The organism is Streptomyces sp. NPDC050528 (assembly GCF_044457795.1).
Taxonomy (GTDB): domain Bacteria; phylum Actinomycetota; class Actinomycetes; order Streptomycetales; family Streptomycetaceae; genus Streptomyces.
The window spans coordinates 63,978-89,975 of sequence record NZ_JBITHH010000002.1; the positions used below are offsets into that span (position 1 = coordinate 63,978).

The window sequence follows — 25,998 nt, forward strand, 5'->3', positions numbered from 1 at the left end:
AGCCGCCGGAAGCGCACCGCGGAAGAACCGGCCGTCGACAGTGCCCCTAGCCCTCGCCGCGCCCACCCTCGCTCTCCCGTCCACTCGTTCCCTCACCCCAGCCACCCTCGCCGCCTCGCCCGCACCCGCACCCCCGCTTCGCCACGCTCTCCCCCTCGCCCCTCGCCCCTCGCCCGAGCCAGCCCCGCCCTCCCACTACCGCCGCCCCTTCCCCCACACCTCAGCGCGCTTCCCCTCACCACGCCGCGCTCTCGCCCTCCACCCCGCCCTCACTCCTCACGCCTCACCGCACCCTCACGCCTCACCTCGCCGCACCCTCACCCCTCCGCACCCTCACGCCTCACCTCACCGCACCCTCACCCCTCCGCACCCTCACGCCTCACCTCACCGCACCCTCACCCCTCCCCCCGCCGCGCGCCCCCTTGCCCATAGGCCGCGCGCCCCCTTGCCCATACCCCCGCAACCGCTCCCCCGCCTCAGCCACCTGCTCCCCCGTCAGCAACGTCGGCGACAACCCCGGCACCGACGAAGCCGTCAGCCACAACCGGCACATCCACTCCAGCTGGGCCGTGCGGTCGAACGCCTGGTCCAGGGACGTGCCGTAGGCGATCGTGCCGTGATTCTGGAGGAGGCAGGCGGAGCGGTCCGTCAGGGCCCGGAGCATGTTCTCGGCCAACTCCTCCGTGCCGTAGGTCGCATACGGGGCAACTCGGACCGGGCCGCCGAGGGCGCCGGACATGTAGTGGACGGAGGGGAGTTCGGGGACGAGGGTCGAGACGGCCGTCGCGTGGACGGCGTGGGTGTGGACGACGGCGTGGGCGTCGGTGGTGCGGTAGACGGCGAGATGCATGGGGAGTTCGCTCGTCGGGAGCAGGGTGCCGAGAACTTGTCGGCCGTCCAGGTCGACGCCGACCGTATCCGCGGGGGCGAGGCGGTCGTAGGGAACGCCCGACGGTGTGACCAGGACGGTGTCGCCGACGCGCACCGAGACGTTTCCGGAGGTGCCGACGACCAGGCCGTCGGAGACCGTCCGGCGCGCTGTCGCGACGAGTGCGCCCCAGGCGTGCGCCTCCTCGGCGCGCACACTCCTCCTCCGCGCGTCCCCCATAGCCCCCGCACTCTCCCGGGCGCCCCGCCCGTCCCGCTGGTCCCGCCGTTGCTCAGCCATGCCGCGATCCTGCCAGCCGGTGCTCCAACGCACGTTCGGGCGAAGGCACTTTAGGCCGGAAGCCGCACATCCGAAAGATGACATATGGGTGCCAACCACCCACTCCGGCCGCTTGGCCGGAGACCGACCGGCGTCGACAGATCTTCCAATAACCTCTGGAGGATTTGTCGTGCACGCCGCCATTCCCGGGGGAAACATGGCCCGTGATCGCAAACCGTCCCTGACCCGCGCCAGCACCAACGCCGGCACCGACGCCAGCACCGACACCCGCACCGGCACCCGCCTTCGCACCCGTCCCCACATCCACCCCCACCCCCGCGCCCGCCTCGCCGCAGCCGCCCTCGCCGCACTCACCGTCGGCGCCACCACCCTCGCGCTCGCCGAGACCCCGGCCACCGCCGCCGGCGCCGTCGCCGCGAGCCCGGTGAAAGGCCACGACGTCTCCTCGCACCAGAAGAACGTCAACTGGCCGAGTGCGAAGGCGAAGGGCGCCACGTTCGTCTACGTCAAGGCGACCGAGTCGACCACCTACCGCAACCCGTACTTCGGTCAGCAGTACGACGGCGCCCGCAAGGCCGGCATCATCCGCGGCGCGTACCACTTCGCCCTGCCGGACAGGTCGTCGGGCGGGAGCCAGGCCGCGTACTTCGTGGCGCACGGCGGCGACTGGAAGGCGGACGGCTGGACGCTGCCGCCGGCGCTGGACATCGAGAACAACCCGTACGACAAGAAACACCCCTGCTACGGCCTGAGCAAGACCGGAATGGTCAACTGGATCAAGGCCTTCAGCGCCGAGGTGAAGCAGGAGACCGGCCGCCGCCCGGTGATCTACACGACCGCCCTGTGGTGGAAGACCTGCACGGGCAACAGCGCGGCCCTCGCCTCGACACACGCCCTCTGGATCGCCCGCCACGAGTCGGCGGACGCGGGCTCACTGCCCGCCGGATGGTCGTACTGGACCTTCTGGCAGTACGACAACAGCGGGAGCCTGCCGGGTGACCAGAATCTCTTCAACGGGACGGTGAGCCAACTGCGGAAGTTCGCCCGGGGCTACTAGACGACCCGCGCGACGACCCACGACACATCCCCCAGGCGCCCCCGGGCGCTCACCAGACACCCACCGGGCGTCCGCCAGACACCCACCAGGCACTCACCAGGCAATTCGGCCACCACGGATACCCCCCTAGTTCATCTTCCGTTCATTCAGATTGCCTACGGTCAACGCGCCGATGACCTCGAACGATTGCCTGGGTAAATGGAAAACTTCTCGCTGATCCTCGCGATTGTGGTCGTTACCGCACTCGCGTTCGATTTTACGAACGGTTTCCACGACACCGCCAACGCGATGGCCACCACCATCTCGACCGGTGCGCTCAAGCCCAAGGTCGCGGTGGCCATGTCGGCCACCCTCAACCTGGTGGGCGCTTTTCTCTCCGTGGAGGTCGCCAACACGATCTCCAAGGGGCTCGTCGACGAGAGCGGCATCCGGCCCGAGGTCATCTTCGCCGCCCTGGTCGGCGCGATCCTCTGGAACCTGGTGACCTGGCTCGTCGGCCTGCCGTCCAGTTCCTCGCACGCCCTGATGGGCGGCCTGATCGGCGCGACCATCGCCTCGGCCGGCACCGGCGCGGTCCACGGTGACGTCCTGGTCACCAAGGTGCTGCTGCCGGCGCTCGCCGCCCCGGTCGTCGCGGGCGTCGCGGCGATGCTCGCCACCCGCTTCTCCTACGCCCTGAGCCGCAACGCGGGCGGCAAGGCCGCCGACAAGGGCTTCCGCGTCGGCCAGATCGCCTCCGCCGGCCTGGTCTCGCTGGCCCACGGCACGAACGACGCGCAGAAGACGATGGGCATCATCACCCTGGCCCTGGTCGCCGGCGGCTCCATCGCCCCCGACTCGGACCCGCCCACCTGGGTCATCCTCTCCGCCGGTCTGGCGATCGCGATGGGCACGTACATCGGCGGCTGGCGCATCATCCGCACGATGGGCAAGGGCCTGACCGACCTCCAGCCGCAGCAGGGCTTCGCCGCCCAGACCAGCGCCGCCGCGGTCATCCTGGCCTCCTCGCACATCGGCTTCTCCCTCTCCACCACGCACGCCGTCTCCGGTTCGGTGATGGGTGCGGGCCTCGGCCGCAAGGGCGGGGTCGTCCGCTGGTCGACCGCGACCCGGATGTTCGTCGCCTGGGGGCTCACGCTGCCGGCCGCCGCACTGGTCGGCGCGCTCGCCGAGTCCGTGACCGACCTCGGCGACTGGGGCACCGCCCTGGTGGCCGTCTTCCTGGTCGCCTCCAGCACCGGCATCTGGCTGCTCTCCCGCCGCCAGGTCGTCGACGCCTCGAACGTCAACGAGATCGACGAACCGGCCGGCGTGGTCACCACCGCGATCGCCGCCGTCACCCCGCCGCCCCCGTCGGTCGCCCTCTCCGAGGGCCTGTCGGCGACGATCCCCTCCCCGCCCACCCTCGCGAAGTCCGACCCGGCGACACCGCCGGCCGCCGCCGTCTGAGCCCGCGCCCCGGACACGAAGGAACGAATCAGCATGCACATCGACTGGGCAGCCCTCGGCTCCGTCTTCGGCGTCAGCCTCGTGGCCACCGTCTCCCTCGTGGCGGTCTTCACCCTCGGCATCGTCGGCCTCTCCCGCCGCGAACGCGCCACCGCCCAGGGCGACTCCGCGCCTCTCGCCCTGACCGGCGCGTACGCCTGCTTCGCGGCCTGCGCGGCGGCGGTGGCGTACGGGATCTATCTGATCGTGGCCTGACCGGCCGCCAGGTGAACTCGACGTGGGGGGGGGGGGGGGGGGGGGGGCCCCCCCCCCCCCCCCCCCCCCCCCCCACGTCCGCGTGCCCCCTCCGGCCCCTCGCGTGTGGGCATCAGCACACTCCGTCCCCGCAGGTCAACAGCAAGTTGACGGCCCTTCCAACAGCATGGTGGACTGCCGGAGCCATATACGGCGGCAGGAGAGGAAGCCGGTGCGAATCCGGCGCGGTCCCGCCACTGTCACCGGGGTAGACACCCCCGGGAGCCAGGAACTCTCACCGCCGGTCTCGTCGAACCAGGGCGTGGACACCCTGAGTGAGGACAAATCGCCATGCTCGGCTGCCGTTCGAGGTCCCGCACCATCCCCGTGTCCGACTCAGTGATCGGCTGACCCGATGCGTGCCGATCGCGTCTTCGCGTACGGCGCCGCCGCCGGCCTCCTCGGCGACCACCTCCTCGGCGATCCCCGCCGCGGGCACCCGGTCGCCGCGTTCGGCCGTGCCGCCGGTGCCGTGGAACAGGTGCTGTGGCGCGACCACCGGGGCTGGGGCGCCCTGCACACCGCCGTGTGCGTCGGTGGCACCATCGCCCTCGCCACCGCGGCCACTTCGGCCCTACGACCGTCTCGTACGGCCTCTGCCGCCCTCACCGCCGCAGCCACCTGGGCCGTCGTCGGCGGGACCTCGCTCGCACGCGAGGCCGGGGTCATCGGGCGCGCGCTGGAGGCCGGGGACATCGACGGTGCGCGGGCACGGCTCCCCCACCTCTGCGGACGGGACCCGCAGTCCCTCGACGCCGACGGGATCGCCCGGGCCGTGGTCGAGTCCGTCGCCGAGAACACCTCCGACGCGGTCGTCGGCGCCCTGGTCTGGGGCGGCATCGCGGGCGTCCCGGGCCTGCTCGGCTTCCGCGCCGTGAACACCCTCGACGCCATGGTCGGCCACAAGTCGCCCAAGTACCGCCGCTACGGCTGGGCTTCGGCCCGCCTCGACGACGTCGCCGGCTGGCCGGGCGCCCGCCTCACCGCCGCCCTTGCGACCGTGGCGGGCGGCGACCCGCGCGGCGCCGCCCGCGCCTGGCGCACCGACGCCCGCAAACACCCGAGCCCCAACGCGGGCCCCGTGGAGGCCTCCTTCGCGGGCGCCCTCGGCGTACGCCTCGGCGGCACGCTCTCCTACGGCGGCCGGGTCGAGCACCGGCCCGTGCTCAACGGCGACGGACGCCCCGTCGCCGTACCGGACATCGCGCGTGCCGTACGGCTGTCCCGGCGCGTCGGTCTGCTCGCGCTCGGGGTCAGTGTCGCCGGGCGGCTCCTCGTGAAGGGACGCACGTCATGAGCGGCGGTGGGTTGTTGGTGGCCGGGACCACCTCGGACGCCGGCAAGAGTGTCGTGACCGCCGGGATCTGCCGGTGGCTGGTGCGGCAGGGGGTGAAGGTCGCGCCGTTCAAGGCGCAGAACATGTCCCTGAACTCGTTCGTGACGCGCGAAGGTGCCGAGATCGGTCGGGCCCAGGCCATGCAGGCGCAGGCGTGCCGCATCGAGCCGACCGCGCTGATGAACCCCGTCCTCCTCAAGCCGGGCAGCGACCGCACCAGCCAAGTGGTCCTCATGGGCAAGCCAGTTGGCGAGATGAGTGCGCGCGGCTATCACGGCGGGCGCCAAGAGGCGCTGCTCGGCACGGTGTTGGACTGTCTCGCCGAGTTGCGGGGCACGTATGACGCGGTGATCTGTGAGGGGGCCGGCAGTCCCGCCGAGATCAATCTTCGGCGGACGGACATCGTGAACATGGGCATCGCGCGCAACGCCCAACTGCCCGTTCTCGTCGTCGGCGACATCGATCGCGGGGGCGTCTTCGCCTCCTTCTTCGGCACCGTCGCGCTGCTCAGCCCCGAGGACCAGGCGTTCGTCGCCGGGTTCCTCGTCAACAAGTTCCGCGGCGATGTGTCGCTGCTGGAACCGGGGTTGGAGATGCTGCTCGGCCTCACCGGGCGGCGGACGTACGGCGTGCTGCCGTTCCGGCACGGCCTCGGGATCGACGAGGAGGACGGGCTGCGGATCTCGCTGCGCGGGACGGTGCGCGAGTCGAACACCGCGCCTCCGGTCGGCGAGGACGTGCTGCGGGTCGCCGTCTGCGCGATCCCCCTCATGTCGAACTTCACGGACGTGGACGCGCTGGCCGCCGAACCGGGCGTCGTGGTGCGGTTCGTGGACCGGCCGGAGGAGTTGGCCGACGCCGATCTCGTCGTGATCCCCGGGACTCGGGGGACGGTGAAGGCGCTGGAGTGGCTGCGGGAGCGGGGACTTGGGGACGCCCTCGTCCGCCGGGCCGCCGAGCAACGCCCGATCCTCGGGATCTGCGGCGGCTTCCAGATCCTCGGCGAGCACATCGACGACGAGATCGAGAGCCGGCAGGGGTCGGTCGACGGGCTCGGCGTCCTGCCGCTGCGCGTGCGGTTCGCGCGCGAGAAGACCCTCACCCGGCCGGTGGGCGAAGCCCTCGGCGAGCCGGTCGAGGGGTACGAGATCCATCACGGGGTCGCCCAACTGACCGGCGGCGAAGCCTTCTTGGACGGGTGCCGGGTCGGTCAGACCTGGGGCACCCACTGGCACGGCTCGCTGGAGTCGGACGGGTTCCGGCGGGCGTTCCTGCGCGAGGTGGCGGCCGCCGCGGGCCGCCGGTTCGAACCGGCGCCCGACACCTCGTTCGCCGCGCTGCGCGAGGAGCAGCTCGACCGGCTCGGCGACCTCATCGAACAGCACGCGGACACGGACGCGCTCTGGCGACTCATCGAGTCCGGCGCGCCACAAGGACTGCCTTTCATTCCACCGGGAGCGCCCGCATGAGCACAGTGTTGTTGTTGTCGACCGCCGACACGGATCTGCTGGCGGCCCGGGCCTCCGGCGCCGGGTACCGGATCGGCAACCCGTCCCGGGTGGACGCGGCGGAGGAACTCCCCGCCCTGATCGCCGGTTCGGACATCGCCGTCGTACGACTGCTCGGCGGCAAGCGCGCCTGGGAGGACGGGCTCGCCGCGCTCAAGGCCTCCGGCATCCCGACCGTGCTGCTGGGCGGAGAGACCGTCCCCGACGCGGAGTTGATGGCCGAGTCGTCGGTACCGGCCGGTGTCGTCGCCGAGGCACTGCGCTATCTCGTCGAGGGCGGCCCGGACAACCTCACCGAACTCGCCCGCTTCCTCTCGGACACCGTGCTGCTCACCGGCGAGGGTTTCGAAGAGCCGCAGAAGATGGCCGAGTTCGGCGTCCACGGCGAGCGCGCCTTCGTCGAGGGCCGCCCGACGGTCGGCGTGCTCTTCTACCGGGCGCACCACCTCTCCGGCAACACCGCCTTCGTGGACACCCTCTGCGAGCAGATCGAGGCGAAGGGCGCCAACGCCCTTGCCGTGTACTGCGGTTCACTGCGCGGCGCCGACTCCGGGCTGTACGAGATCCTCGGCAAGGCCGACGCGCTCATCGCCACCGTCCTCGCCTCCGGCGGCACCCACGCCTCCCAGGCCTCGGCCGGCGGCGACGAGGAGGCCTGGGACATCGGCGCCCTCGCCGACCTCAACGTCCCTGTGCTGCAAGGACTTTGCCTTACGACGTCCAGGGCGGCCTGGGACGAGTCGGATGCCGCCCTCTCCCCCATGGACGCGGCGATGCAGGTCGCGATCCCGGAGTTCGACGGCCGCCTCATCACGGTCCCGTTCTCCTTCAAGGAGCAGGGCCCGGACGATGTCCCGGTCTACGTCGCCGACCCCGAGCGGGCCGCGCGGGTCGCCGGAATCGCCGTACGGCACGCGCAGTTGAAGCACAAGCCGAACGCCGAGAAGAAGCTCGCGGTCGTGTTCACCGCCTATCCGACCAAGCACTCGCGTGTCGGCAACGCGGTGGGCCTGGACACGCCCGCCTCGGCGATTCGGGTGCTGGACGCGTTGCGGGACGCCGGGTACGGGGTCGACGAACACCCGAACAACGGAGACGAGTTGATCCATCGGCTGATCAACGCCGGTGGCCACGACGTCGAATGGCTCACCGAGGAGCAACTGGCCGCCGCGCCCGCGCGCGTGCCGCTCGCCGACTACCAGGCGTGGTTCGACAAGCTCGAACCGGAGCTCAGGCAGGGCATGTTGGACGCGTGGGGTGAGCCGCCCGGCAACCTTTACGTCGACGGCGACGACATCGTGCTGGCATCCCTCCAGTTCGGAAACGTCGTGGTCATGATCCAACCCCCGCGCGGCTTCGGTGAGAACCCGATCGCGATCTACCACGACCCCGACATGCCGCCGTCGCACCACTACATGGCCGCGTACCGCTGGCTGGACAACAGCTTCGGCGCCGACGCGATCATCCACATGGGCAAGCACGGCACCATGGAATGGCTGCCCGGCAAGGGACTTGGGCTCAGCAGCGGCTGCGCGCCCGACGCCGTGCTGGGTGAACTCCCCCTGATCTACCCGTTCATCGTCAACGACCCCGGAGAGGGGACGCAGGCCAAGCGGCGCGGTCACGCCACGGTCGTCGACCACCTGGTGCCGCCGATGGCGCGTGCCGACACGTACGGCGACCTGGCCAAGCTGGAGCAACTCCTCGACGAGTACGCCCTCGTGTCCGATCTGGACCCGACGAAGGCACCGGCCGTGCGCGCGCAGATCTGGACGCTGGTGAAGGCGGCCGAGCTGCACCACGACCTGCATGTCGACGACCAGCCGGACGACGCGGCGTTCGACGAGTTCGTGATGCACATCGACGGCTATCTGTGCGAGATCAAGGACGTGCAGATCCGCGACGGGCTGCACATCCTCGGCGGCGGCCCGGTCGGTGAGGCGCGGGTGAACCTCGTGCTCGCCGTGCTGCGCGCCTCGCAGGTGTGGGGCGGGCAGGCGAACGCGCTGCCGGGTCTGCGGGCCGCGCTGGCGGAGCACTTCGGGCTGGTCGAGAAGGAGTTGCTGGCTGAGCCGGGCGCTCCCGTGAAGGTGCCGGTGGAGCTGACCGAGCTGGTCGACGGCCCCGCCCGTTCCGCCGCTGACGCGATCGATCTGCTGGAGCAGCTGTGCCGCCGGTTCGCGGAGGGCATGGAGTCCCAGGAGTGGGAGGTCACGGCGGTCCCGGCGCTCGTCCGTGCCGTCATCGGCACCGAACTCCCGGACGCCGTAGCGGTGTTGGAGTTCGCCTGCGCCGAGGTCGTACCCCGGCTCGCCCGCACGACCGATGAGATCGACCACATCCTCCTTGCCCTGAACGGCGGTTACGTCCCGGCGGGTCCGTCGGGTTCCCCGACCCGCGGTCTGGTCAACGTCCTGCCGACCGGCCGAAACTTCTACTCGGTCGACCCCAAGGCCATCCCGTCCAGGCTGAGTTGGGAGGTCGGGCAGGCACTCGCCGACTCCCTGGTGCAGCGGTACCTCCAGGACAACGGCGAGTTCCCCCAGTCCGTCGGCCTCACGGTGTGGGGCACGTCGGCGATGCGCACCCAGGGCGACGACATCGCCGAGATCCTCGCGCTGCTGGGCTGCCGTCCCGTCTGGGACGACGCCTCGCGCCGGGTGACCGGCTTCGAGATCGTGCCCGTCACGGAGTTGGGCCGGCCGCGCATCGACGTCACGGTGCGGATCTCCGGGTTCTTCCGGGACGCGTTCCCGCACGTCGTCGGGCTGATCGACGACGCGGTGCGGGCGGTGGCCGAGCTGGAGGAGCCGCCGGAGTCCAACTACGTCCGCAAGCACGCCGACGAGGACACCGCCGAACACGGCGACCGGCGCAGGGCCACGGCCCGCATCTTCGGCTCCAAGCCGGGCGCGTACGGCGCCGGTCTGCTGCCGCTGATCGACGCGCGGAACTGGCGCAGCGACGCGGACCTCGCCGAGGTGTACGCCGTGTGGGGCGGTTACGCGTACGGGCGCGGACTCGACGGTCGGGCGGCGCGCGGGGACATGGAGACGGCGTTCAAGCGAATTGCCGTAGCGGCCAAGAACGTTGACACCCGCGAGCACGATCTCGTCGACGCGGACGACTACTTCCAGTACCACGGCGGCATGGTCGCCATGGTCCGCCACCTGACCGGCACCTCCCCCGAGGCGTACGTCGGCGACTCCGCCACCCCGGACCAGGTGAAGACCCGCACGCTGGGCGAGGAGACCCACCGCGTCTTCCGCGCCCGCGTGGTCAACCCCCGCTGGATGGCGGCGATGCGGCGCCACGGCTACAAGGGCGCCTTCGAGATGGCGGCGACCGTCGACTACCTCTTCGGGTACGACGCGACGGCCGGGGTCGTGGACGACTGGATGTACGAGAAGCTCAGCGCGGAGTACGTCTTCGACCCGGAGAACCGGGACTTCATGAAGAAGTCCAACCCGTGGGCGCTGCGCGGCATCACCGAGCGGCTGCTCGAAGCGGCCGAGCGCGGGCTGTGGGCCGAGCCGGACGCGGACACGCTGGAACGACTGCGGGCCACCTATCTGGAGCTCGAAGGCGACCTGGAGGGCGACGACCAGTGACAACTCCCTTTCCGTTCACGGCCGTTGTCGGCCAGGACGATCTGCGGCTCGCGCTGCTGCTGAACGCCGTGTCGCCGGCGGTCGGCGGTGTGCTGGTGCGCGGCGAGAAGGGCACCGCCAAGTCGACGGCGGTACGCGCCCTTTCGGCGCTGCTGCCGGAGGTCGCCGTCGTCCCCGGCTGCCGTTTCTCCTGCGACCCCGCCGCGCCCGACCCGGCCTGCCCGGACGGCCCGCACGAGACCGGGCCCGGGGCCCAACGCCCCGCTCGCATGGTCGAGTTGCCGGTCGGAGCCTCCGAGGACCGGCTCGTCGGCGCGCTCGACATCGAGCGGGCACTCGCCGAGGGCGTCAAGGCCTTCGAACCCGGCCTGCTCGCCGACGCACACCGGGGCATCCTCTACGTCGACGAGGTCAACCTCCTCCACGACCACCTGGTCGACCTGCTGCTGGACGCGGCGGCGATGGGCGCGTCGTACGTCGAACGCGAAGGCGTCTCCGTCCGGCACGCCGCCCGCTTCCTGCTCGTCGGCACGATGAACCCCGAAGAGGGCGAACTGCGCCCGCAGTTGCTCGACCGCTTCGGCCTGACCGTCGAGGTCGCCGCCTCCCGGGAGCCCGACCAGCGGGTCGAGGTCGTCCGGCGTAGGCTCGCCTACGACGACGATCCGGCCGGGTTCACCGCGCGCTGGGCGGACGAGGAGTCCGCCGTACGAGCCCAAATCATCGCCGCGCGTGCGCTGTTGCCGTCCGTACGGCTGGGCGACGGGGCGTTGCGGCAGATCGCGGCGACCTGTGCGGCCTTCGAGGTGGACGGGATGCGGGCCGACATCGTGATGGCCCGTACGGCGACCGCGCTGGCCGCGTGGGCCGGGCGGACGGACGTGCTCGCCGAGGACGTACGGCAGGCCGCGTTGCTCGCGCTGCCGCACCGGCGGCGGCGAAATCCCTTCGACGCGCCGGGACTTGACGAGAACAAGCTCGACGAGACGTTGGAGGAGTTCGCGGAGCAGGAGCCGGAGCAGGGGCCCGAGGACGATCCCGATCCGGACGGCGGTCCTGACGGTCCCGGTGGGGGTGGCGGGCAGCAGCCGGACTCCGATGGGCCCCAGGGTGATGACACGGGCGCGCAGCCCGAGGCCGGCGAGGGCGGGGAGCCGCAGCCTTCCGGCGCGGGCTCGGGTGAGCAGCAGCCCGTGCGGGCCTCCGAGCCCTTCCGTACCAAGGTGTTGAGTGTGCCGGGGATCGGCGAGGGTGCCGCCGGGCGGCGTTCGCGGGCGCGGACCGAGCACGGGCGGACCACCGGGGCCAAGCGGCCCCAAGGGGCGCTCACCAAGCTGCACTTGGCGGCCACCATCCAGGCGGCCGCTCCGCATCAACTGGCCCGGGGACGGTCCGGGCGTGGGCTGGTCGTGCGCCGGGACGATCTGCGGCAGGCGACGCGCGAGGGGCGTGAGGGCAACCTCGTGCTGTTCGTCGTGGACGCGTCCGGGTCGATGGCGGCGCGGCAGCGGATGAGTGCGGTGAAGGGGGCTGTGCTGTCGTTGCTGTTGGACGCGTATCAACGGCGGGACAAGGTGGGGCTGGTGACCTTCCGGGGGGCGAGCGCTGATGTTGCGTTGCCGCCGACCTCGTCCGTGGACGCCGCCGCCGTAGGGCTGGAGTCGTTGCCGACGGGTGGGCGGACGCCGCTTGCCGCCGGGCTGCTCAAGGCGCATGACGTGTTGCGGGTGGAGCGGTTGCGGGATCCGGCCCGTCGGGCGTTGGTTGTTCTCGTGACCGACGGGCGGGCCACCGGTGGGCCCGAGCCGGTCGCGCTTGCCGGGCGGGCGGCGCGGTTGTTCGCCGCCGACGGGGTCGCCTCCGTGGTCGTGGACTGCGAGACGGGGCCCGTACGGCTGGGGCTGGCCGGGCAGTTGGCCGGTGAACTGGACGGTACGGCGGTGACGCTCGACGAGTTGCGGGCCGATTCGATCGCCGGGCTCGTGAAGGACGTACAGAGGAGGGCCGCGTAATGCCGCAGGGGCAGCCAAGTGTCGTACCGGATGACGGGTTGACGACCCGTCAGCGGCGGAATCGGCCACTTGTCGTTGTGCACACGGGAGTTGGGAAGGGCAAGTCCACTGCTGCTTTCGGGCTCGCGTTGCGGGCCTGGAATCAGGGGTGGCCGATCGGGGTGTTCCAGTTCGTCAAGTCCGCGAAGTGGAAGGTCGGGGAGGAGAACGCGCTTCGGGTGCTCGGAGCCTCCGGTGAGGGTGGGTCCGTCGACTGGCACAAGATGGGCGAGGGGTGGTCGTGGGTTCAGCGCGACTCCCAGATGGACAACGAGGAGAAGGCGCGCGAGGGGTGGGAGCAGGTCAAGCGGGATCTCGCCGCCGAGACCTACAAGCTGTACGTGCTGGACGAGTTCGCCTATCCGATGCACTGGGGGTGGGTCGATGTCGATGAGGTCGTCTCCGTGCTGCGGGATCGGCCTGGCACGCAGCATGTCGTGATCACCGGGCGGAACGCGCCCGAGAAGCTCGTCGAGTACGCCGACCTCGTCACCGACATGTCCAAGGTCAAGCACCCCATGGACGCCGGGCAGAAGGGTCAGCGGGGTATCGAGTGGTGAAGCCGTGACCACTTCCCCGTCCTCCGTCCCCCGGCTGGTCGTCGCCGCGCCGTCCTCCGGCAGCGGCAAGACCACCGTCGCCACGGGGTTGATGGCCGCGTTCGCCGCGCGGGGGCTTGCCGTGTCTCCGCACAAGGTCGGGCCCGACTACATCGATCCCGGGTATCACTCGCTCGCCACCGGGCGGGTGGGGCGGAACCTCGACGCGTATCTGTGCGGGCCGGAGTTGGTCGGTCCGCTGTTCGCGCACGGCGCGCGCGGGTGTGATCTCGCGGTCGTCGAGGGTGTGATGGGGATGTTCGACGGGGCTGCGGGCGAAGGGGAGTTGGCGTCCACGGCGCATGTCGCGAAGTTGCTGCGGGCGCCGGTGGTTCTTGTCGTTGACGCGTCTTCGCAGTCTCGGTCTGTTGCGGCGTTGGTGCATGGGTTTGCTTCTTGGGATCCGGAAGTGCGGGTCGGGGGCGTGATCCTCAACAAGGTTGCGTCCGATCGGCATGAGGCGTTGTTGCGGGAGGCATTGGACTCGGCCGGGGTGCCTGTGCTGGGTGTGTTGCGGCGGGCTCCTCAGGTGGATACGCCTTCTCGGCATTTGGGGTTGGTGCCGGTTGCCGAGCGGCAGGCTGCTGCGGTGGAGGCTGTTGCGGCCATGGGGGCGCAGGTCGACGCCGGTTGTGATCTGGAGGCGTTGCTTGCGCTGGCGCGTAGTGCCGGTGCGTTGTCTTGTGCGGGATGGGATGCGGCTGAGGCTTTGGTTTCTTCGCCCCCGCCGCCCCTACCCGTCCCATCACTGGGGGCTGCGCCCCCAGACCCCCGCTTCGGCCCTGAAGGGGCCTCGTCCTCAAACGCCGGACGGGCTGAGGGTGCCGGCCTGCGCCCAGAAGTGACCGGACGGGCTGATGGCGCCCAACCTCGTTCAGTAGTTGCCGTCGCCGGTGGGGCCGCCTTCACCTTCTCCTACGCCGAGCACGCCGAGCTTCTCACCGCCGCCGGTGCCGAAGTTGTCGTATTCGATCCCCTCCATGACGAACAACTCCCGGACGGGACACGCGGGTTGGTCATCGGGGGCGGGTTCCCTGAGGTGTACGCCGCTGAGTTGTCCGGCAATGAGCCGTTGCGCAAAGCCGTTGCCGCCCTCGCGGAGAGCGGCGCTCCCGTCGCCGCCGAATGTGCCGGACTGCTGTATCTGTGCCGGGAGTTGGACGGGATGCCCATGTGCGGGGTGCTCGATGCCGGGGCGCGGATGAGCGAACGGCTGACCCTGGGGTATCGGGACGCCGTCGCGTTGAGCGACAGTGTGCTGGCCGTGGCGGGGACGCGGATGCGGGGGCACGAGTTTCATCGGACCGTCGTCGAGCCCGGCTCGGGGGCGGCTCCCGCCTGGGGGGTTCGTGCTCCTGAGCGGCGGGTCGAAGGTTTTGTACAACAGGGTGTGCACGCGAGTTATCTGCACACGCACTGGGCGGCCGAGCCCGGTGTGGCCCGTCGGTTCGTGGAGAGGTGCCGGACGTCATGAGCAGCAGCAGGTTGATCGGAGTCGGGGTGGGTCCCGGCGATCCGGAGCTGGTGACCGTCAAGGGCGTCAATGCTCTGCGCGAAGCCGACGTGGTCGTCGTGCCCGTGATGGACAGTGGTGAGCGGGGGCGCGCCGAGGCCACCGTTCTGCATTACGTGCCCGCGGAAAAGGTTCTGCGGGTGGTGTTCGCCCTCAACGAGCGGACCGACCGTGCTCGGCGTGAGGCCGCCTGGGATGCCGCGGGGGCCAAGGTCGCCGAGTTGCTCGGGACGAACGGCGTCGTCGCGTTCGCCACCATCGGGGACCCGAACGTCTACTCCACCTTCACCTATCTCGCCCTGACCATCGGGGAGTTGGTGCCGGGGGTCGTTGTGGAGACCGTGCCCGGGATCACCGCCATGCAGGATCTCGCCGCGCGCTCCGGGGCCGTACTCACCGAAGGGACCGAGCCGCTCACCCTCGTGCCGGTGACCGCCGGGTCCGGTGTGCTGAAGGACGCGCTGGCCGGGCCGGGGACGGTCGTGGCGTACAAGTTCGGGCGGCAGGCGGCGGAGGTCGCCGAGGCGCTGCGGGAGACCGGGCGGATCGAGGACGCGGTGTGGGGGTCGGCGCTCGGGCTGCCCGAGGAGTCGATCCGGCCCGCCGCCGAGCTGGACGGGGAGCCGTTGCCCTACCTCTCCACGCTCATCGCGCCCGCGCGGCGTGAGGGCGGGCGGGGCGGGAAACTGTGAGACCCCTCCCCTCGGGCTCAGCCGGCCAGGCCCACCACCAGCCAGATGAACCCCGCTCCCGCGACCGTGCACAGCAGGGTCGCCGGTGCGGGGTGTTCGTGGTGGGCCTCGGGGAGGATCTCGGCGGCGGCGAGGTAGAGGAGCACGCCGCCGAAGAAGCCGAGATAGCCGCCGAGCAGGCCCTCGGGGATCGTGAGGAAGGCCGTCGAGGCGGCGCCCACCACCGGGGCCGCCGCGTCCGCGACCAGCATCGCGATCGCCTTGCGGCGGGCGTTGCCGTACAGACTCGTGATCGTGTACGTGTTGAAGCCGTCCGCGAAGTCGTGGGCGATGACCGCGAGCGCGACCGCCGTGCCCATGCCACCGCCGACCTGGAAGGCGGCGCCGATCGCGACGCCGTCCATGAAGCTGTGGCCGACCATCGCGGCGGCCGCCGTGAGGCCCACCTCGGGCGCCCTGCCGTTGTGTTCCTCGGCTCCGTGCGAGGCCTGGCGGGCGGCGAGCAGGCGTTCGACCAGATGGGCCACGAGGAAGCCGGCCACGAAGAGCAGCAGGGCGGCCGGTACGCCGAAGACCTCGCGGCCCGCGGCGCGCAGCGCCTCCGGCAGCAGGTCGAGGCCGACCACGCCCAGCATCAGGCCGCCGGCCAGGCCCAGGACGAGATGGCGGCGGTCGGTCACCCGCTGTGCCGTCCAGCCGCCGGCCAGCGTCATCAGGAACGCGCCGAGCGCGACGAAGACCGCCATAGTCCCCTTGCTATCCGATCAACCCCTGTTCGCGCACATCCTGGACCACTCCACCCCCACGTGCACTGACGTTCCCGTTCTGTTTGTCCCGCTTGAGAGGATCCGACCCCATGGCCGCTGCCGATACCGATACCGCTGCCGCCCCCACCGGCAAGGTGACCTTCGTCGGTGCCGGCCCCGGCGCCGCCGACCTGCTGACGTTCCGTGCCGCGCGCGCCATCGCCGAGGCCGACGTCGTGATCTGGGCGGCCAGCCTGGTGCAGGCCGAGGTCCTCGACCACGCGCGCGAGGGCGCCGAGATCCTGGACTCCGCGACGATGTCCCTGGAGGACGTCGTCGCCGTCTACGAGCGGGCGCGGAGCGAGGGGCTGCGGGTCGCCCGCATCCACTCCGGTGATCCTGCCCTCTGGGGCGGTACTCAGGAGCAGCTCGACCGGTGTGCCGAGATCGGCATCGCGACCGAGATCATCCCCGGGGTCTCGGCCTTCTCCGCCGTCGCCGCCCTCGCGCAGCGCGAGCTGACGATCCCCGAGGTCGCGCAGTCCGTCGTCCTCACCCGGCTCGGCGGGGGCAAGACGCCGATGCCGCCCGGCGAGGAGGTACGGGAGTTCGCGCGCCACGGCACGACCATGGCGATCTTCCTGTCGGCCGCCCGCAGTGGGCAGTTGGTACGGGAGCTGCTGGAGGGCGGCTATCCGACGGACACCCCGGTCGTCGTCGCGTACCAGGCCACCTGGCCCGAGGAACTGATCGTGAAGTGCACGATCGCCACGCTGGAGGAGACGGTCAAGGAGCACAAGCTCTGGAAGCACACCCTCTTCCTGGTCGGCCCGGCCCTCGACGCCCACGGCACCCGCTCGCACCTCTACCACCCCGGCCATTTCCACGGCTACCGCAAGGCCGACCCGGAGGCCCGCCGGGCGCTGCGTTCCCGGGGTGCGAGCACGTGATCACGGTCGTGGGGATGGGGACGGGGGCGGTAGTCGCGGACGACGTGCTCCACGGCGCCCGGCTCGTCGTCGGCGGTCGGCGGCACCTCGCCGCCGTCGCGGTCCCGGAGGACGCCGAGCAGGTCGTCCTCGGCCCGCTCGCGCCCGCGCTCGACACCATCGAGGCCTACGTCGGGAAGGACGAGCCCGTCGTCGTGCTGGCCTCGGGGGACCCCGGGTTCTTCGGGATCGTCCGGGCGCTGGCGGAACGGTTCTCCAGCGACGCCCTCGACGTACGCCCCGGCGTCTCCTCCGTCGCCACCGCCTTCGCCCGCGCCGGGCTGACCTGGGACGACGCGGTCGTCGTCAGCGCGCACGGCCGTGACCTCCGTACGGCGGTCAACGCGTGCCGCGCGCATCCCAAGGTCGCCGTGCTGACCGGGCCGGGGGCCGGACCCGCCGAACTGGGCGCCGCGCTCACCCACCGGGCCACCGGGCGCGTCCTCGTCGTCGCGTCCGCGCTGGGCTCCGGGGAGGAGCAGGTCGAACGGGTCACGCCCGCCGAAGCCGCCACCCGGGACTGGGGTACGGCGGTGAGTGTCGTCCTGTGTCTGGACGAGACCCGGGCCCTCGGCGCCGTGCGGACGGTCGCCGGGGCTGCCGTCGGACCGGCCCAATGGGCGCTGGACGAGCGGGAGTTCGAGCACCGGGACTCGATGATCACCAAGTTCGAGGTACGGGCGCTGGCGCTGGCCCGGCTCGGGCCGCGGCTCGGCGATCTGGTCTGGGACGTGGGCTCGGGCTCCGGGTCGGTGGCCGTCGAGTGCGCGCGGCTCGGCGCCGCCGTCACCGCGGTCGAGAAGACCCGGGACGGTGTCGAGCGGATCCGCGCCAACGCCGAGGCGCACGGCGTAGACGTCCACACCGTGCACGGGGCGGCGCCCACCGTGCTGTCCGACCTCGACGATCCCGACGCCGTGTTCGTCGGCGGGGGCGGGCGCGAACTGCCCGCCATCGTCACCGCGTGCGCGCGGCGGGCCCGGCGGACCGTGGTCGTCGCGATGGCCGCGCTCGACCGGGTACCGGCCGTGCGGGAGGCTCTCTCGGCGGCCGGACTCACGGTCGACGGGGTGCTGTTGCAGTCGTCCCGGCTCGCTCCGCTGCCGGGTGACGTGACCCGGCTCGCGGCCACCAATCCCGTTTTTCTGCTGTGGGGCGTCCGTCCCCCGGCATCTGCTGAAGGAGTTGCACAGTGATCGGCCTCATTTCCGCCACCTCGGCGGGGGCGACGGCACGCGACCGGCTGGCCGCCGCGTGGCCGGACCGTACGCGCGTGTACGAGGGTCCCGTCGGGGACGCCGTCCGGGCCGCGTTCGCGGAGTGCGAGCAGCTCGTGTGTTTCCTCGCCACGGGCGCCGTCGTACGGCTGATCGCCCCGCTGTTGGGCGACAAGCGGACCGACCCCGGGGTCGTGTGCGTAGACGAGGGCGGGCGGTACGCCGTGTCGCTCGTCGGCGGGCATGGCGGCGGGGCCAATGAACTCGCCGTGGAGGTGGGCGAGTTGCTCGCCGCACAGCCGGTGGTGACCACGGCCACGGACGCGGTGGGTGTGCCCGGTCTCGACACGCTCGGGTTCCCCGTGGAGGGCGATGTCGCCAGGGTCTCGCGGGCTCTGCTCGACGGCGAACCGGTCGCGCTGGACGCCGAGTTGGCATGGCCGTTGCCGCCGTTGAACGTGTCGGACCAGGGCTCCTACGTCATCCGCGTCACCGATCGCGCCGTCGAACCCGGCGAGCGGGAGGTCGTGCTGCGGCCGCCGTCCCTCGTCGTCGGGGTCGGCGCGTCCAAGGGTGCGCCGGTGGACGAGGTGCTCGGGCTCGTCGAGAGCGCGGTGCGTGACGCGGGGCTGTCCCTCGCGTCCCTCGCCCGACTCGCCACCGTGGACGCCAAGTCGGACGAGCCCGGCATCGTCGAGGCGGCTCGGCGGCTCGGTGTGCCGCTGGTGACGTACTCCGCCGAGAAGTTGGCCGCAGTGGAGGTGCCCAACCCTTCCGACGCACCTCTCGCCGCCGTGGGCACGCCGTCCGTGGCGGAGGCCGCCGCGCTCGTCGGCGGGGGCGAACTCCTCGTCCCCAAGCGGAAGTCGGAGCGTTCCGACGGGCAACCGGCCATGGCCACCTGTGCTGTTGTACGGCGGGTCGCGCGCGGGCGGCTCGCGGTGGTCGGGCTCGGGCCGGGCGCCCGGGATCTGCTCACCCCGCGCGCCAAGGCCGAACTGCGGCGCGCCGCCGTGCTGGTGGGGCTCGACCAGTACGTCGACCAGATCCGGGATCTGCTGCGGCCCGGGACCGTGGTCCTGGAGTCGGGGCTCGGTGCCGAGGAGGAGCGGGCCGGTACCGCCGTCGCCGAGGCGCGCAAGGGGCAGGCGGTCGCGCTGATCGGCAGCGGGGACGCCGGGGTGTACGCGATGGCGTCGCCAGCGCTCGCGGAGGCGTCCGACGACATCGACGTGGTCGGAGTCCCGGGCGTGACCGCCGCGTTGGCCGCCTCGGCGATCCTCGGGGCGCCGCTCGGCCACGACCACGTGTCCATCAGCCTCTCCGATCTGCACACGCCGTGGGAGATCATCGAACGGCGGGTGCGGGCGGCGGCCGAGGCGGACATCGTGGTGACGTTCTACAACCCCCGTAGCCGGGGCCGGGATTGGCAGCTCCCGAAGGCCCTCGCGATCCTCGCGGAGCACCGGGAGCCGACGACGCCGGTGGGTGTCGTACGGAACGCGTCGCGGCCCGACGAGTCCAGTCGGCTGACGACGCTGGCCGCGCTGGATCCGGCGTGGGTCGACATGATGACGGTGGTGACCGTGGGCAACACGGCCACCCGGGACATCGCGGGGCGCATGGTGACGCCGCGCGGGTACCGCTGGCAGGCGGCGCAGACCTCGCAGGCCTCTCAGGAGGGCGCCCGGTGAACGGCGTGGACCGTGTGATCCATCCGATCGAGGTGGAGTCCTACCGGCGGATGCGGGCCCGCCTCGACACCTCGCACCTCCCGCCGCTGACCCGTGCGGTCGTGGAGCGGGTCGTCCACTCCGCCGCCGATCTGGAGTACGCGGCCGATCTCGTCCTGGACGAGGGCGAGTTGGCGAAGGCGCACAGCGCGCTGCACGCCGGGGCGCCGGTCGTCGTGGACGTGGAGATGGTCGCGGCCGGCATCACCCGGCGCGAGACCGTGTGCCGGCTCCGGGACGCCAAGTCCGGGCCGGGGCTGACCCGTTCGGCCCATGCGATCCGGCTCGCGTACGAGGAGGTCGGGCCCGGTGCCCTCTGGGTGATCGGCAACGCGCCGACCGCGCTGGAGGAGTTGCTGAAGCTGGACGCCTCCCCCGTGCTCGTCATCGGGCTGCCCGTCGGCTTCGTCGGCGCGGTCGAGTCCAAGGCCGCGCTGCGCGAGAGCAGGCTGCCCGCCGTGAGCAACGTGTCCGAGAAGGGCGGTTCGGCGGTCGCCTCGGCCGCCCTCAACGCCCTGCTGTATCACCCGACTTCATCGTCCGAACCAGTTCCGTCTTCCGAACCTGTTCCGTCTTCCGATCCCGTCTCACCTTCCGACGCGTACCACCAGGAGAAATCGTGACCACCCCGCCGCCCGCCCTGCTCATCGCCGGACACGGCACCCGGGACGAGGCCGGAGCCGAGGCGTTCCGGTCCTTCGTACGGGAGTTGGGCCGCCGTCACCCCGAACTGCCCGTCGCGGGCGGGTTCATCGAGCTGTCGCCGCCGCCGTTGGGCGACGCGGTGACCGAGCTGGTGGAGCGGGGGGTGCGCCGGTTCGCCGCCGTACCGCTGATGCTGGTGTCCGCCGGGCATGCCAAGGGGGACATCCCGGCGGCGCTGGCCCGGGAGAAGGAGCGGCACGAGGGGATCTCGTACACGTACGGGCGCCCGCTGGGCCCGCACCCGGCGCTGCTGAACGTGCTGGAGCGGCGGCTCGACGAGGCGCTCGGCGAGTCGGCGCGGACGCCCGCCGACCGGGCCGACGTGACGGTGCTGCTCGTGGGGCGCGGGTCGACGGACCCGGACGCCAACGCCGAGGTGCACAAGGCGGCGCGGCTGCTGTGGGAAGGGCGCGGATACGCGGGTGTGGAACCGGCGTTCGTGTCGCTCGCGGCACCCGACGTGCCGAGCGGTCTGGACCGGTGTGTGAAGCTGGGCGCGCGGCGGATCGTCGTTCTGCCGTACTTCCTGTTCACCGGCATCCTGCCGGAACGGGTACGGCAGCAGACGGAGGGCTGGGCGGCGGCGCACCCGGACATCGAGGTGCGGTCGGCCGAAGTCATCGGCCCCGAGCCGGAGTTGCTGGACCTGGTGATGGAGCGGTACCGGGAGGCGGTCAAGGGTGATCTGCGGATGAACTGCGACTCGTGCGTGTACCGGATCGCGCTGCCTGGCTTCGAGGACAAGGTGGGGCAGCCTCAGCAGCCGCACTTCCATCCCGACGACGACGGCCACGACCACGACGGTCACCACCACGGGCATCACCATCACGGTGGGCACGCCCATGCACACTGACAGAGCCCACGGCCACGATCCGACGGACAGAGCGCACGATCTCCGTCATCACGGTGACGTCGAAGTCCGGGACGACGGCGCCCAGTTGATCGATCTCGCCGTGAACGTCCGCTCGGACACGCCCCCGGCCTGGCTGCGCGAGCGAATAGCCGGCTCGCTGACCGGGCTCGCCGCCTACCCGGACGGGCGGGCGGCCCGGGCTGCGGTCGCGGCGCGGCACGGGGTGCCGGTGGAGCGCGTCCTGCTGACGGCCGGTGCCGCCGAGGCCTTCGTGCTGCTCGCCCGTGCGCTGAAGGTGCGTCAACCGGTCGTCGTGCACCCGCAGTTCACGGAGCCGGAGGCGGCGCTGCGGGACGCGGGGCATGCGGTGGGGCGGGTGCTGTTGCGGGAGGCGGCCGGGTTCCGGCTGGATGCGGGGGCGGTACGGGCGGTCCCCGAGGACGCGGATCTGGTGCTGATCGGCAACCCGACGAACCCGACGTCCGTCCTGCACCCCGCCGCCGTGATCGCCCAACTCGCCCGTCCCGGGCGGACGTTGGTGGTCGACGAGGCGTTCATGGACGCGGTGCCGGGGGAACGGGAGTCGCTGGCGGGCCGGACCGACATCCCCGGCCTCGTGGTCCTGCGCAGTCTCACCAAGACGTGGGGGCTGGCGGGACTGCGGATCGGCTACGTTCTTGCCGCCCCCGAGACGATCGCGGAACTGGAGCGGGCGCAACCGTTGTGGCCGGTGTCCACGCCGGCGCTCGCCGCGGCGGAGGCCTGCATGGAGTCCCCGGCCCTTGCCGAGGCCGCCCACGCCGCGCACCGGATCACCGCCGACCGGGCCCATCTCGTCGCCGGGCTGGCCGAGTTCGCCCCCGACGGACTCCGCGTCATGGAACCCGCCGAGGGGCCGTTCGTCCTCGTCCGCGTCCCCCATGCGATTGCCGTACGGCGACACCTGCGCGACCTGGGTTTCGCCGTTCGCCGCGGGGATACGTTTCCGGGGTTGGACGAGGCGTGGCTACGGGTCGCTGTGCGGGACCGGGCGACAGTGAACCGGTTCTTGCAGGCACTGGATCAGGCGGTGACGTTGGCTGGGCGGTGAGGGGGGTTGACCTCGGCCGTTTGCCCACCCACCCACCCGACTCGGTGGGCCAAGAGGTGACCGTCAAAGCCTTGCCCGCCCACCCGCCCGACTCGGTGGGCTGGAAGGCCGCCCTCAAAACCTTTCCCGCCCACCCGCCCGTCTCGGTGGGCTGGGAGGTCACCGTATAAACCCTGCCCAGCCGCCGCCCGGCTCGCCCGACTCCCGGCTCGGCCGGCTGCCGACTCGGTCGGCTGCAAGGTCGCCATCCAAGTCCCGCCCCCACCGACCACCCGCCCCCCACTCGGCCGGCCAAGAGGTTGCCGTGCCCCTCCCGCGCCTTCCCGCCCACCCGCACGTTTGCCGTCTTTAAAGGTGAACCTCTAAAACGCCCGAGACGGGTGGGTGGGTGGGTGGGAAAGCAGTTGGGTCAGCTTCGGCGCCGGCGCGTCATCAGCACCGCTCCTCCGCCCGTCGCCAGCAACAACACCGCCCCACCCGCGATATACGGCGTCACAGAGCTACCCCCCGTCTCGGCCAACCCCGCCTCCGCAGGCGCCCCCTGAGGTTCAACATCCGGCGCCGGTTTCGAGGGAGAGGGAGGAGTCACCGCGGCAACCTTCGGCGCCTCACAAGTCGCCTGTGCCAACGTCAACGTGCCCTCGACATCGGCAACGTTCAGTTTCAACGGGTTGACGGAGACCTTGAGTTCGAGCGCGGTCGCGGCGGCCGTACGGGACGTGGTCGACGTCTTGGACAAGTCGAGCCGCACCGAACCGACCCCCGGCACCTGAACTTCCGTAGGCCCACCGGCAGTTACCGTGACCCGCTTCCCCAGCACCGTCACCGACCCGAGCAGATTCGACGTGGCGACCGGCGTCTTCCCCGCCTCACACGTCGCCTTGGACGTGACGGCCCCGACCTCGATGAGCGAGAGCAGTGGCATCCCGGGAACGTGAAGCCGCGCATGGGCGAGGTTCGTGTACCCCTCGGCCTTCGTCGCGGACACCGTCGCGCGCGCCGTGGCGACCTCCGCACCGAGCACACTGAAGGGCTGCCCCCCGTTCACCCCGTCCAACTGGGCGGTGAGCGCGGTCTTTTCGGCACTCTGCGGCGCCTGAACCTCATTGAGGGAGACCGCGAGAGGGACGTCCACGGTCTTGTTGAGCAGGGACACGTCGAGCCCGGTACGGAGTACGACGGCGCTCGCGCGACCCTGGTCGGTGGTCGCGTGGGCGGACCCCGCGCCGGCCAGCGCCACGGGACCGGCGACGAGGGCGGTGGCCGTGGCCACGCTGGCCCAACGGCGTGCGGGCATGCGGAAGTTGGTGCCGTTCAAGGTGTGGGACCCCCAGAAGAGACATGCTTGGGACCCGGTAAGAATTACCCACGACGAGTGAACCGTCAGCGATCCCGCGTCACTTCACCCCATCGTGGGTTTTCCGTGAACGTATTCGAATCGCCTGGCGACTATTCGACCACCAGCCCGTTCAGCACCACCCGTCGCGGCGACGCCAGCACGCGCACATCGGCGCGCGGGTCCGCCTCGTAGATGACGAAGTCCGCCGGCGCACCCTCCTCCAACCCGGGCCGCCCGAGCCACTCCCGCGCCCCCCACGCGGTCGCCGACAGCGCCTCTACGGCGGGGATGCCGGCGGTGACGAGTTCGGCGACCTCGGCCGCGACCAGGCCGTGGGCGAGGGAACCGCCGGCGTCGGTGCCGACGTAGACCGGGACGCCCGCGTCGTAGGCGGCACGGACGGTGTCGTAGCGCCGCTCGTAGAGCCGGAGCATGTGGGAGGACCAGCTCGGGTACCTCTCCTCGCCGCCCTTGGCGAGCTGCGGGAAGGTCGCGATGTTCACGAGGGTCGGCACGATCGCGACGCCGCGCGAGGCGAACAGCGGGATGAGGTCCTCGGTGAGGCCGGTCGCGTGCTCGATGCAGTCGATGCCGGCCTCGACCAGGTCGCGCAACGCGTCCTCCGCGAAACAGTGCGCGGTGACGCGCGCGCCGAGCCGGTGGGCCTCGGCGATGGCCGCCTCCACCGCGTCGCGCGGCCAGCAGGCCGACAGGTCGCCGAGGTCACGGTCGATCCAGTCGCCGACCAACTTGACCCAGCCGTCGCCGCGTTGGGCCTCCTGGGCGACGTAGGCGACGAGTTCGTCGGGTTCGATCTCGTGGGCGAAGTTGCGGATGTAGCGGCGGGTGCGGGCGATGTGCCGGCCCGCGCGGATGATCTTCGGGAGGTCTTCGCGGTCGTCGATCCAGCGGGTGTCCGAGGGCGAGCCGGCGTCGCGGAGCAGGAGGGTGCCGGCGTCTCGGTCGGTGAGGGCCTGTTGCTCCGCGGTTTCGGCGTCTACGGGGCCGTGGGTTCCCAGGCCTACGTGGCAGTGGGCGTCGACGAGGCCGGGGAGGGCCCAGCCGTTTACCGTCCGGATGTCGTCGGCGGCGACGGGGCGGTCGTAGGAGATGCGGCCGTCGATGACCCAGAGTTCGTCGCGGATGTCCTCGGGGCCAGCCAGGACTCGGCCCTTCATGTGCAGCACCGGTAGATCGCTCATGGGACGCACGATAGTTCGTCGGGTGCGGGTGCGTGGGGGCTGGTCGCGCCGTTCCCAGCGCCGCTTAAGGGGCGCTCTCGTCGTCCTGTACTTCAGCCATCGCCGGATCCAAGAGCCTCGACAAAAAGTGGCGGGTGCGGTCGTGCCGTGGGGTGGTGATGACCTGGGTCGGGGTGCCTTCCTCGACGATCAACCCCGCGTCCATGAAGACCACCCGGTCTGCCACCTCGCGCGCGAACGTCATCTCATGCGTCACCACCATCATCGTCATGCCCTCGTTCGCGAGCATCCGCATCACCGCCAGCACGTCCCCCACCAGCTCCGGGTCGAGTGCCGACGTCGGTTCGTCGAACAGCATCACCTCGGGGTCCATCGCCAACGCCCGGGCGATGGCGACGCGTTGCTGCTGGCCGCCGGAGAGGGACGCGGGGTAGGCGTCGGCCTTCTCCGAGAGGCCTACGCGGCGGAGGTTGTCGGCAGCGATCTTCGCGGCCCGGGTCTTGTCGCGGCGGAGGACCCGGCGTTGCGGGAGGGTGAGGTTCTCGGTGACGGTCAGGTGCGGGAAGAGGTTGAACTGCTGGAAGACCATGCCGATACGGCGGCGTACGGCGTCGATGTCCACATCGGGGTCGGTGATCTCCGTGCCGCCGACGAACACCCGTCCCCGGGTGGGTTCTTCGAGCAGGTTCACGCAGCGCAGGAGGGTCGACTTGCCGGAGCCGGAAGGGCCGATGACGCACACCACCTCCCCCTGTCCGATCTCCAGGTCGATGCCGCGCAGCACCTCGTTGGTGCCGAACGACTTGTGCAGGCCCCGGACTTGGATCTCGGGCCGCTCCAGCGCGG

21 protein-coding genes and 1 riboswitch are annotated in these 25,998 nt (G+C 71.5%); of the genes, 16 read left to right on the plus strand and 5 right to left on the minus strand.

The genetic code is table 11. The features are described 5' to 3' along the window. Nucleotides 1–379: 379 nt before the first annotated feature. Entirely contained in the window at nt 380–1,168 is a 789-nt protein-coding gene (locus ACIBK4_RS07640) for a class II aldolase/adducin family protein (RefSeq protein ID WP_398993110.1), read from the minus strand. Nucleotides 1,169–1,364: 196 nt separating this feature from the next. Between ACIBK4_RS07640 and ACIBK4_RS07645 the strand changes: the two genes are divergently transcribed. From ACIBK4_RS07645 to cobI, 10 genes are all read left to right on the plus strand, one after another. Beyond that, the gene (locus tag ACIBK4_RS07645) at nt 1,365–2,225 is read left to right on the plus strand and encodes a lysozyme (protein WP_398993112.1); all 861 of its coding nucleotides are present in this window, start codon (nt 1,365–1,367) and stop codon (nt 2,223–2,225) included. 198 nt (nt 2,226–2,423) lie between these two features. Continuing rightward, a complete protein-coding gene (locus ACIBK4_RS07650; RefSeq protein ID WP_398993114.1) occupies nt 2,424–3,674 on the plus strand; it encodes an anion permease in 1,251 nt (416 codons plus the stop codon). A 33-nt stretch (nt 3,675–3,707) separates the two neighbouring features. Next, nucleotides 3,708–3,929 carry a hypothetical protein gene (locus ACIBK4_RS07655; RefSeq protein WP_033287090.1) on the plus strand — a complete coding sequence of 74 codons (222 nt, stop codon included), beginning with the start codon at nt 3,708–3,710 and terminating at the stop codon, nt 3,927–3,929. A gap of 152 nt (nt 3,930–4,081) precedes the next feature. Next, nucleotides 4,082–4,224: riboswitch (cobalamin riboswitch) on the plus strand. Between the two features lie 99 nt (nt 4,225–4,323). Continuing rightward, entirely contained in the window at nt 4,324–5,265 is a 942-nt protein-coding gene (locus ACIBK4_RS07660) for a cobalamin biosynthesis protein (RefSeq protein ID WP_398993116.1), read from the plus strand. Next, complete coding sequence (locus ACIBK4_RS07665) at nt 5,262–6,773, plus strand: cobyric acid synthase (RefSeq protein WP_398993118.1); 1,512 nt, start codon at nt 5,262–5,264, stop codon at nt 6,771–6,773. Before ACIBK4_RS07660 ends, ACIBK4_RS07665 begins: the two co-directional genes overlap by 4 nt. Beyond that, on the plus strand, nt 6,770–10,423 hold the full coding sequence (gene cobN / locus ACIBK4_RS07670; protein ID WP_398993120.1) for a cobaltochelatase subunit CobN: 3,654 nt from the start codon (nt 6,770–6,772) through the stop codon (nt 10,421–10,423). Before ACIBK4_RS07665 ends, cobN begins: the two co-directional genes overlap by 4 nt. Beyond that, nucleotides 10,420–12,435 carry a putative cobaltochelatase gene (locus ACIBK4_RS07675; protein ID WP_398993122.1) on the plus strand — a complete coding sequence of 672 codons (2,016 nt, stop codon included), beginning with the start codon at nt 10,420–10,422 and terminating at the stop codon, nt 12,433–12,435. The genes cobN and ACIBK4_RS07675 overlap by 4 nt, the downstream gene beginning before the upstream one ends. Beyond that, nucleotides 12,435–13,034, plus strand: coding sequence for a cob(I)yrinic acid a,c-diamide adenosyltransferase (cobO, locus tag ACIBK4_RS07680; protein ID WP_033287085.1), 600 nt, complete (start codon nt 12,435–12,437; stop codon nt 13,032–13,034). The genes ACIBK4_RS07675 and cobO overlap by 1 nt, the downstream gene beginning before the upstream one ends. A 4-nt stretch (nt 13,035–13,038) precedes the next feature. Beyond that, nucleotides 13,039–14,547 (plus strand): cobyrinate a,c-diamide synthase, encoded by a 1,509-nt coding sequence (locus ACIBK4_RS07685; protein WP_398993125.1) that lies wholly within the window; start codon nt 13,039–13,041, stop codon nt 14,545–14,547. Further along, nucleotides 14,532–15,278 carry a precorrin-2 C(20)-methyltransferase gene (gene cobI / locus ACIBK4_RS07690; RefSeq protein WP_398993127.1) on the plus strand — a complete coding sequence of 249 codons (747 nt, stop codon included), beginning with the start codon at nt 14,532–14,534 and terminating at the stop codon, nt 15,276–15,278. Before ACIBK4_RS07685 ends, cobI begins: the two co-directional genes overlap by 16 nt. Nucleotides 15,279–15,295: 17 nt before the next feature. On the opposite strand, the gene ACIBK4_RS07695 is transcribed toward cobI, so the two are convergent. Next, entirely contained in the window at nt 15,296–16,024 is a 729-nt protein-coding gene (locus tag ACIBK4_RS07695) for a ZIP family metal transporter (RefSeq protein WP_398993129.1), read from the minus strand. A gap of 110 nt (nt 16,025–16,134) precedes the next feature. On the opposite strand from ACIBK4_RS07695, the gene cobM reads away from it, so the two are divergent. The 6 genes from cobM to cobC are packed head-to-tail and all read left to right on the plus strand — an operon-like array spanning nt 16,135 to nt 22,611. Then, nucleotides 16,135–16,974 (plus strand): precorrin-4 C(11)-methyltransferase, encoded by an 840-nt coding sequence (gene cobM / locus ACIBK4_RS07700; protein WP_398993131.1) that lies wholly within the window; start codon nt 16,135–16,137, stop codon nt 16,972–16,974. Next, on the plus strand, nt 16,971–18,209 hold the full coding sequence (cbiE, locus tag ACIBK4_RS07705; protein ID WP_398993133.1) for a precorrin-6y C5,15-methyltransferase (decarboxylating) subunit CbiE: 1,239 nt from the start codon (nt 16,971–16,973) through the stop codon (nt 18,207–18,209). The genes cobM and cbiE overlap by 4 nt, the downstream gene beginning before the upstream one ends. After that, nucleotides 18,206–19,924 carry a precorrin-3B C(17)-methyltransferase gene (gene cobJ / locus ACIBK4_RS07710; RefSeq protein ID WP_398993135.1) on the plus strand — a complete coding sequence of 573 codons (1,719 nt, stop codon included), beginning with the start codon at nt 18,206–18,208 and terminating at the stop codon, nt 19,922–19,924. The genes cbiE and cobJ overlap by 4 nt, the downstream gene beginning before the upstream one ends. Nucleotides 19,925–19,929: 5 nt before the next feature. Next, complete coding sequence (locus ACIBK4_RS07715) at nt 19,930–20,586, plus strand: precorrin-8X methylmutase (protein ID WP_398994360.1); 657 nt, start codon at nt 19,930–19,932, stop codon at nt 20,584–20,586. Further along, entirely contained in the window at nt 20,583–21,521 is a 939-nt protein-coding gene (locus ACIBK4_RS07720) for a sirohydrochlorin chelatase (protein WP_398993137.1), read from the plus strand. Before ACIBK4_RS07715 ends, ACIBK4_RS07720 begins: the two co-directional genes overlap by 4 nt. Further along, nucleotides 21,511–22,611, plus strand: coding sequence for an Rv2231c family pyridoxal phosphate-dependent protein CobC (gene cobC / locus ACIBK4_RS07725; protein ID WP_398993139.1), 1,101 nt, complete (start codon nt 21,511–21,513; stop codon nt 22,609–22,611). Before ACIBK4_RS07720 ends, cobC begins: the two co-directional genes overlap by 11 nt. A gap of 409 nt (nt 22,612–23,020) precedes the next feature. Here cobC and ACIBK4_RS07730 read toward each other — a convergent pair whose 3' ends face one another. The 3 genes from ACIBK4_RS07730 to ACIBK4_RS07740 all read right to left on the minus strand — a co-directional run bounded on the left by ACIBK4_RS07730 (nt 23,021) and on the right by ACIBK4_RS07740 (nt 25,993). Next, entirely contained in the window at nt 23,021–23,929 is a 909-nt protein-coding gene (locus ACIBK4_RS07730; protein ID WP_398993141.1) for an SCO1860 family LAETG-anchored protein, read from the minus strand. Nucleotides 23,930–24,060: 131 nt separating this feature from the next. Next, a complete protein-coding gene (locus tag ACIBK4_RS07735; RefSeq protein ID WP_398993143.1) occupies nt 24,061–25,152 on the minus strand; it encodes an amidohydrolase family protein in 1,092 nt (363 codons plus the stop codon). A 64-nt stretch (nt 25,153–25,216) separates the two neighbouring features. Next, a complete protein-coding gene (locus ACIBK4_RS07740; protein WP_398994362.1) occupies nt 25,217–25,993 on the minus strand; it encodes an amino acid ABC transporter ATP-binding protein in 777 nt (258 codons plus the stop codon). Nucleotides 25,994–25,998: the final 5 nt, after the last annotated feature.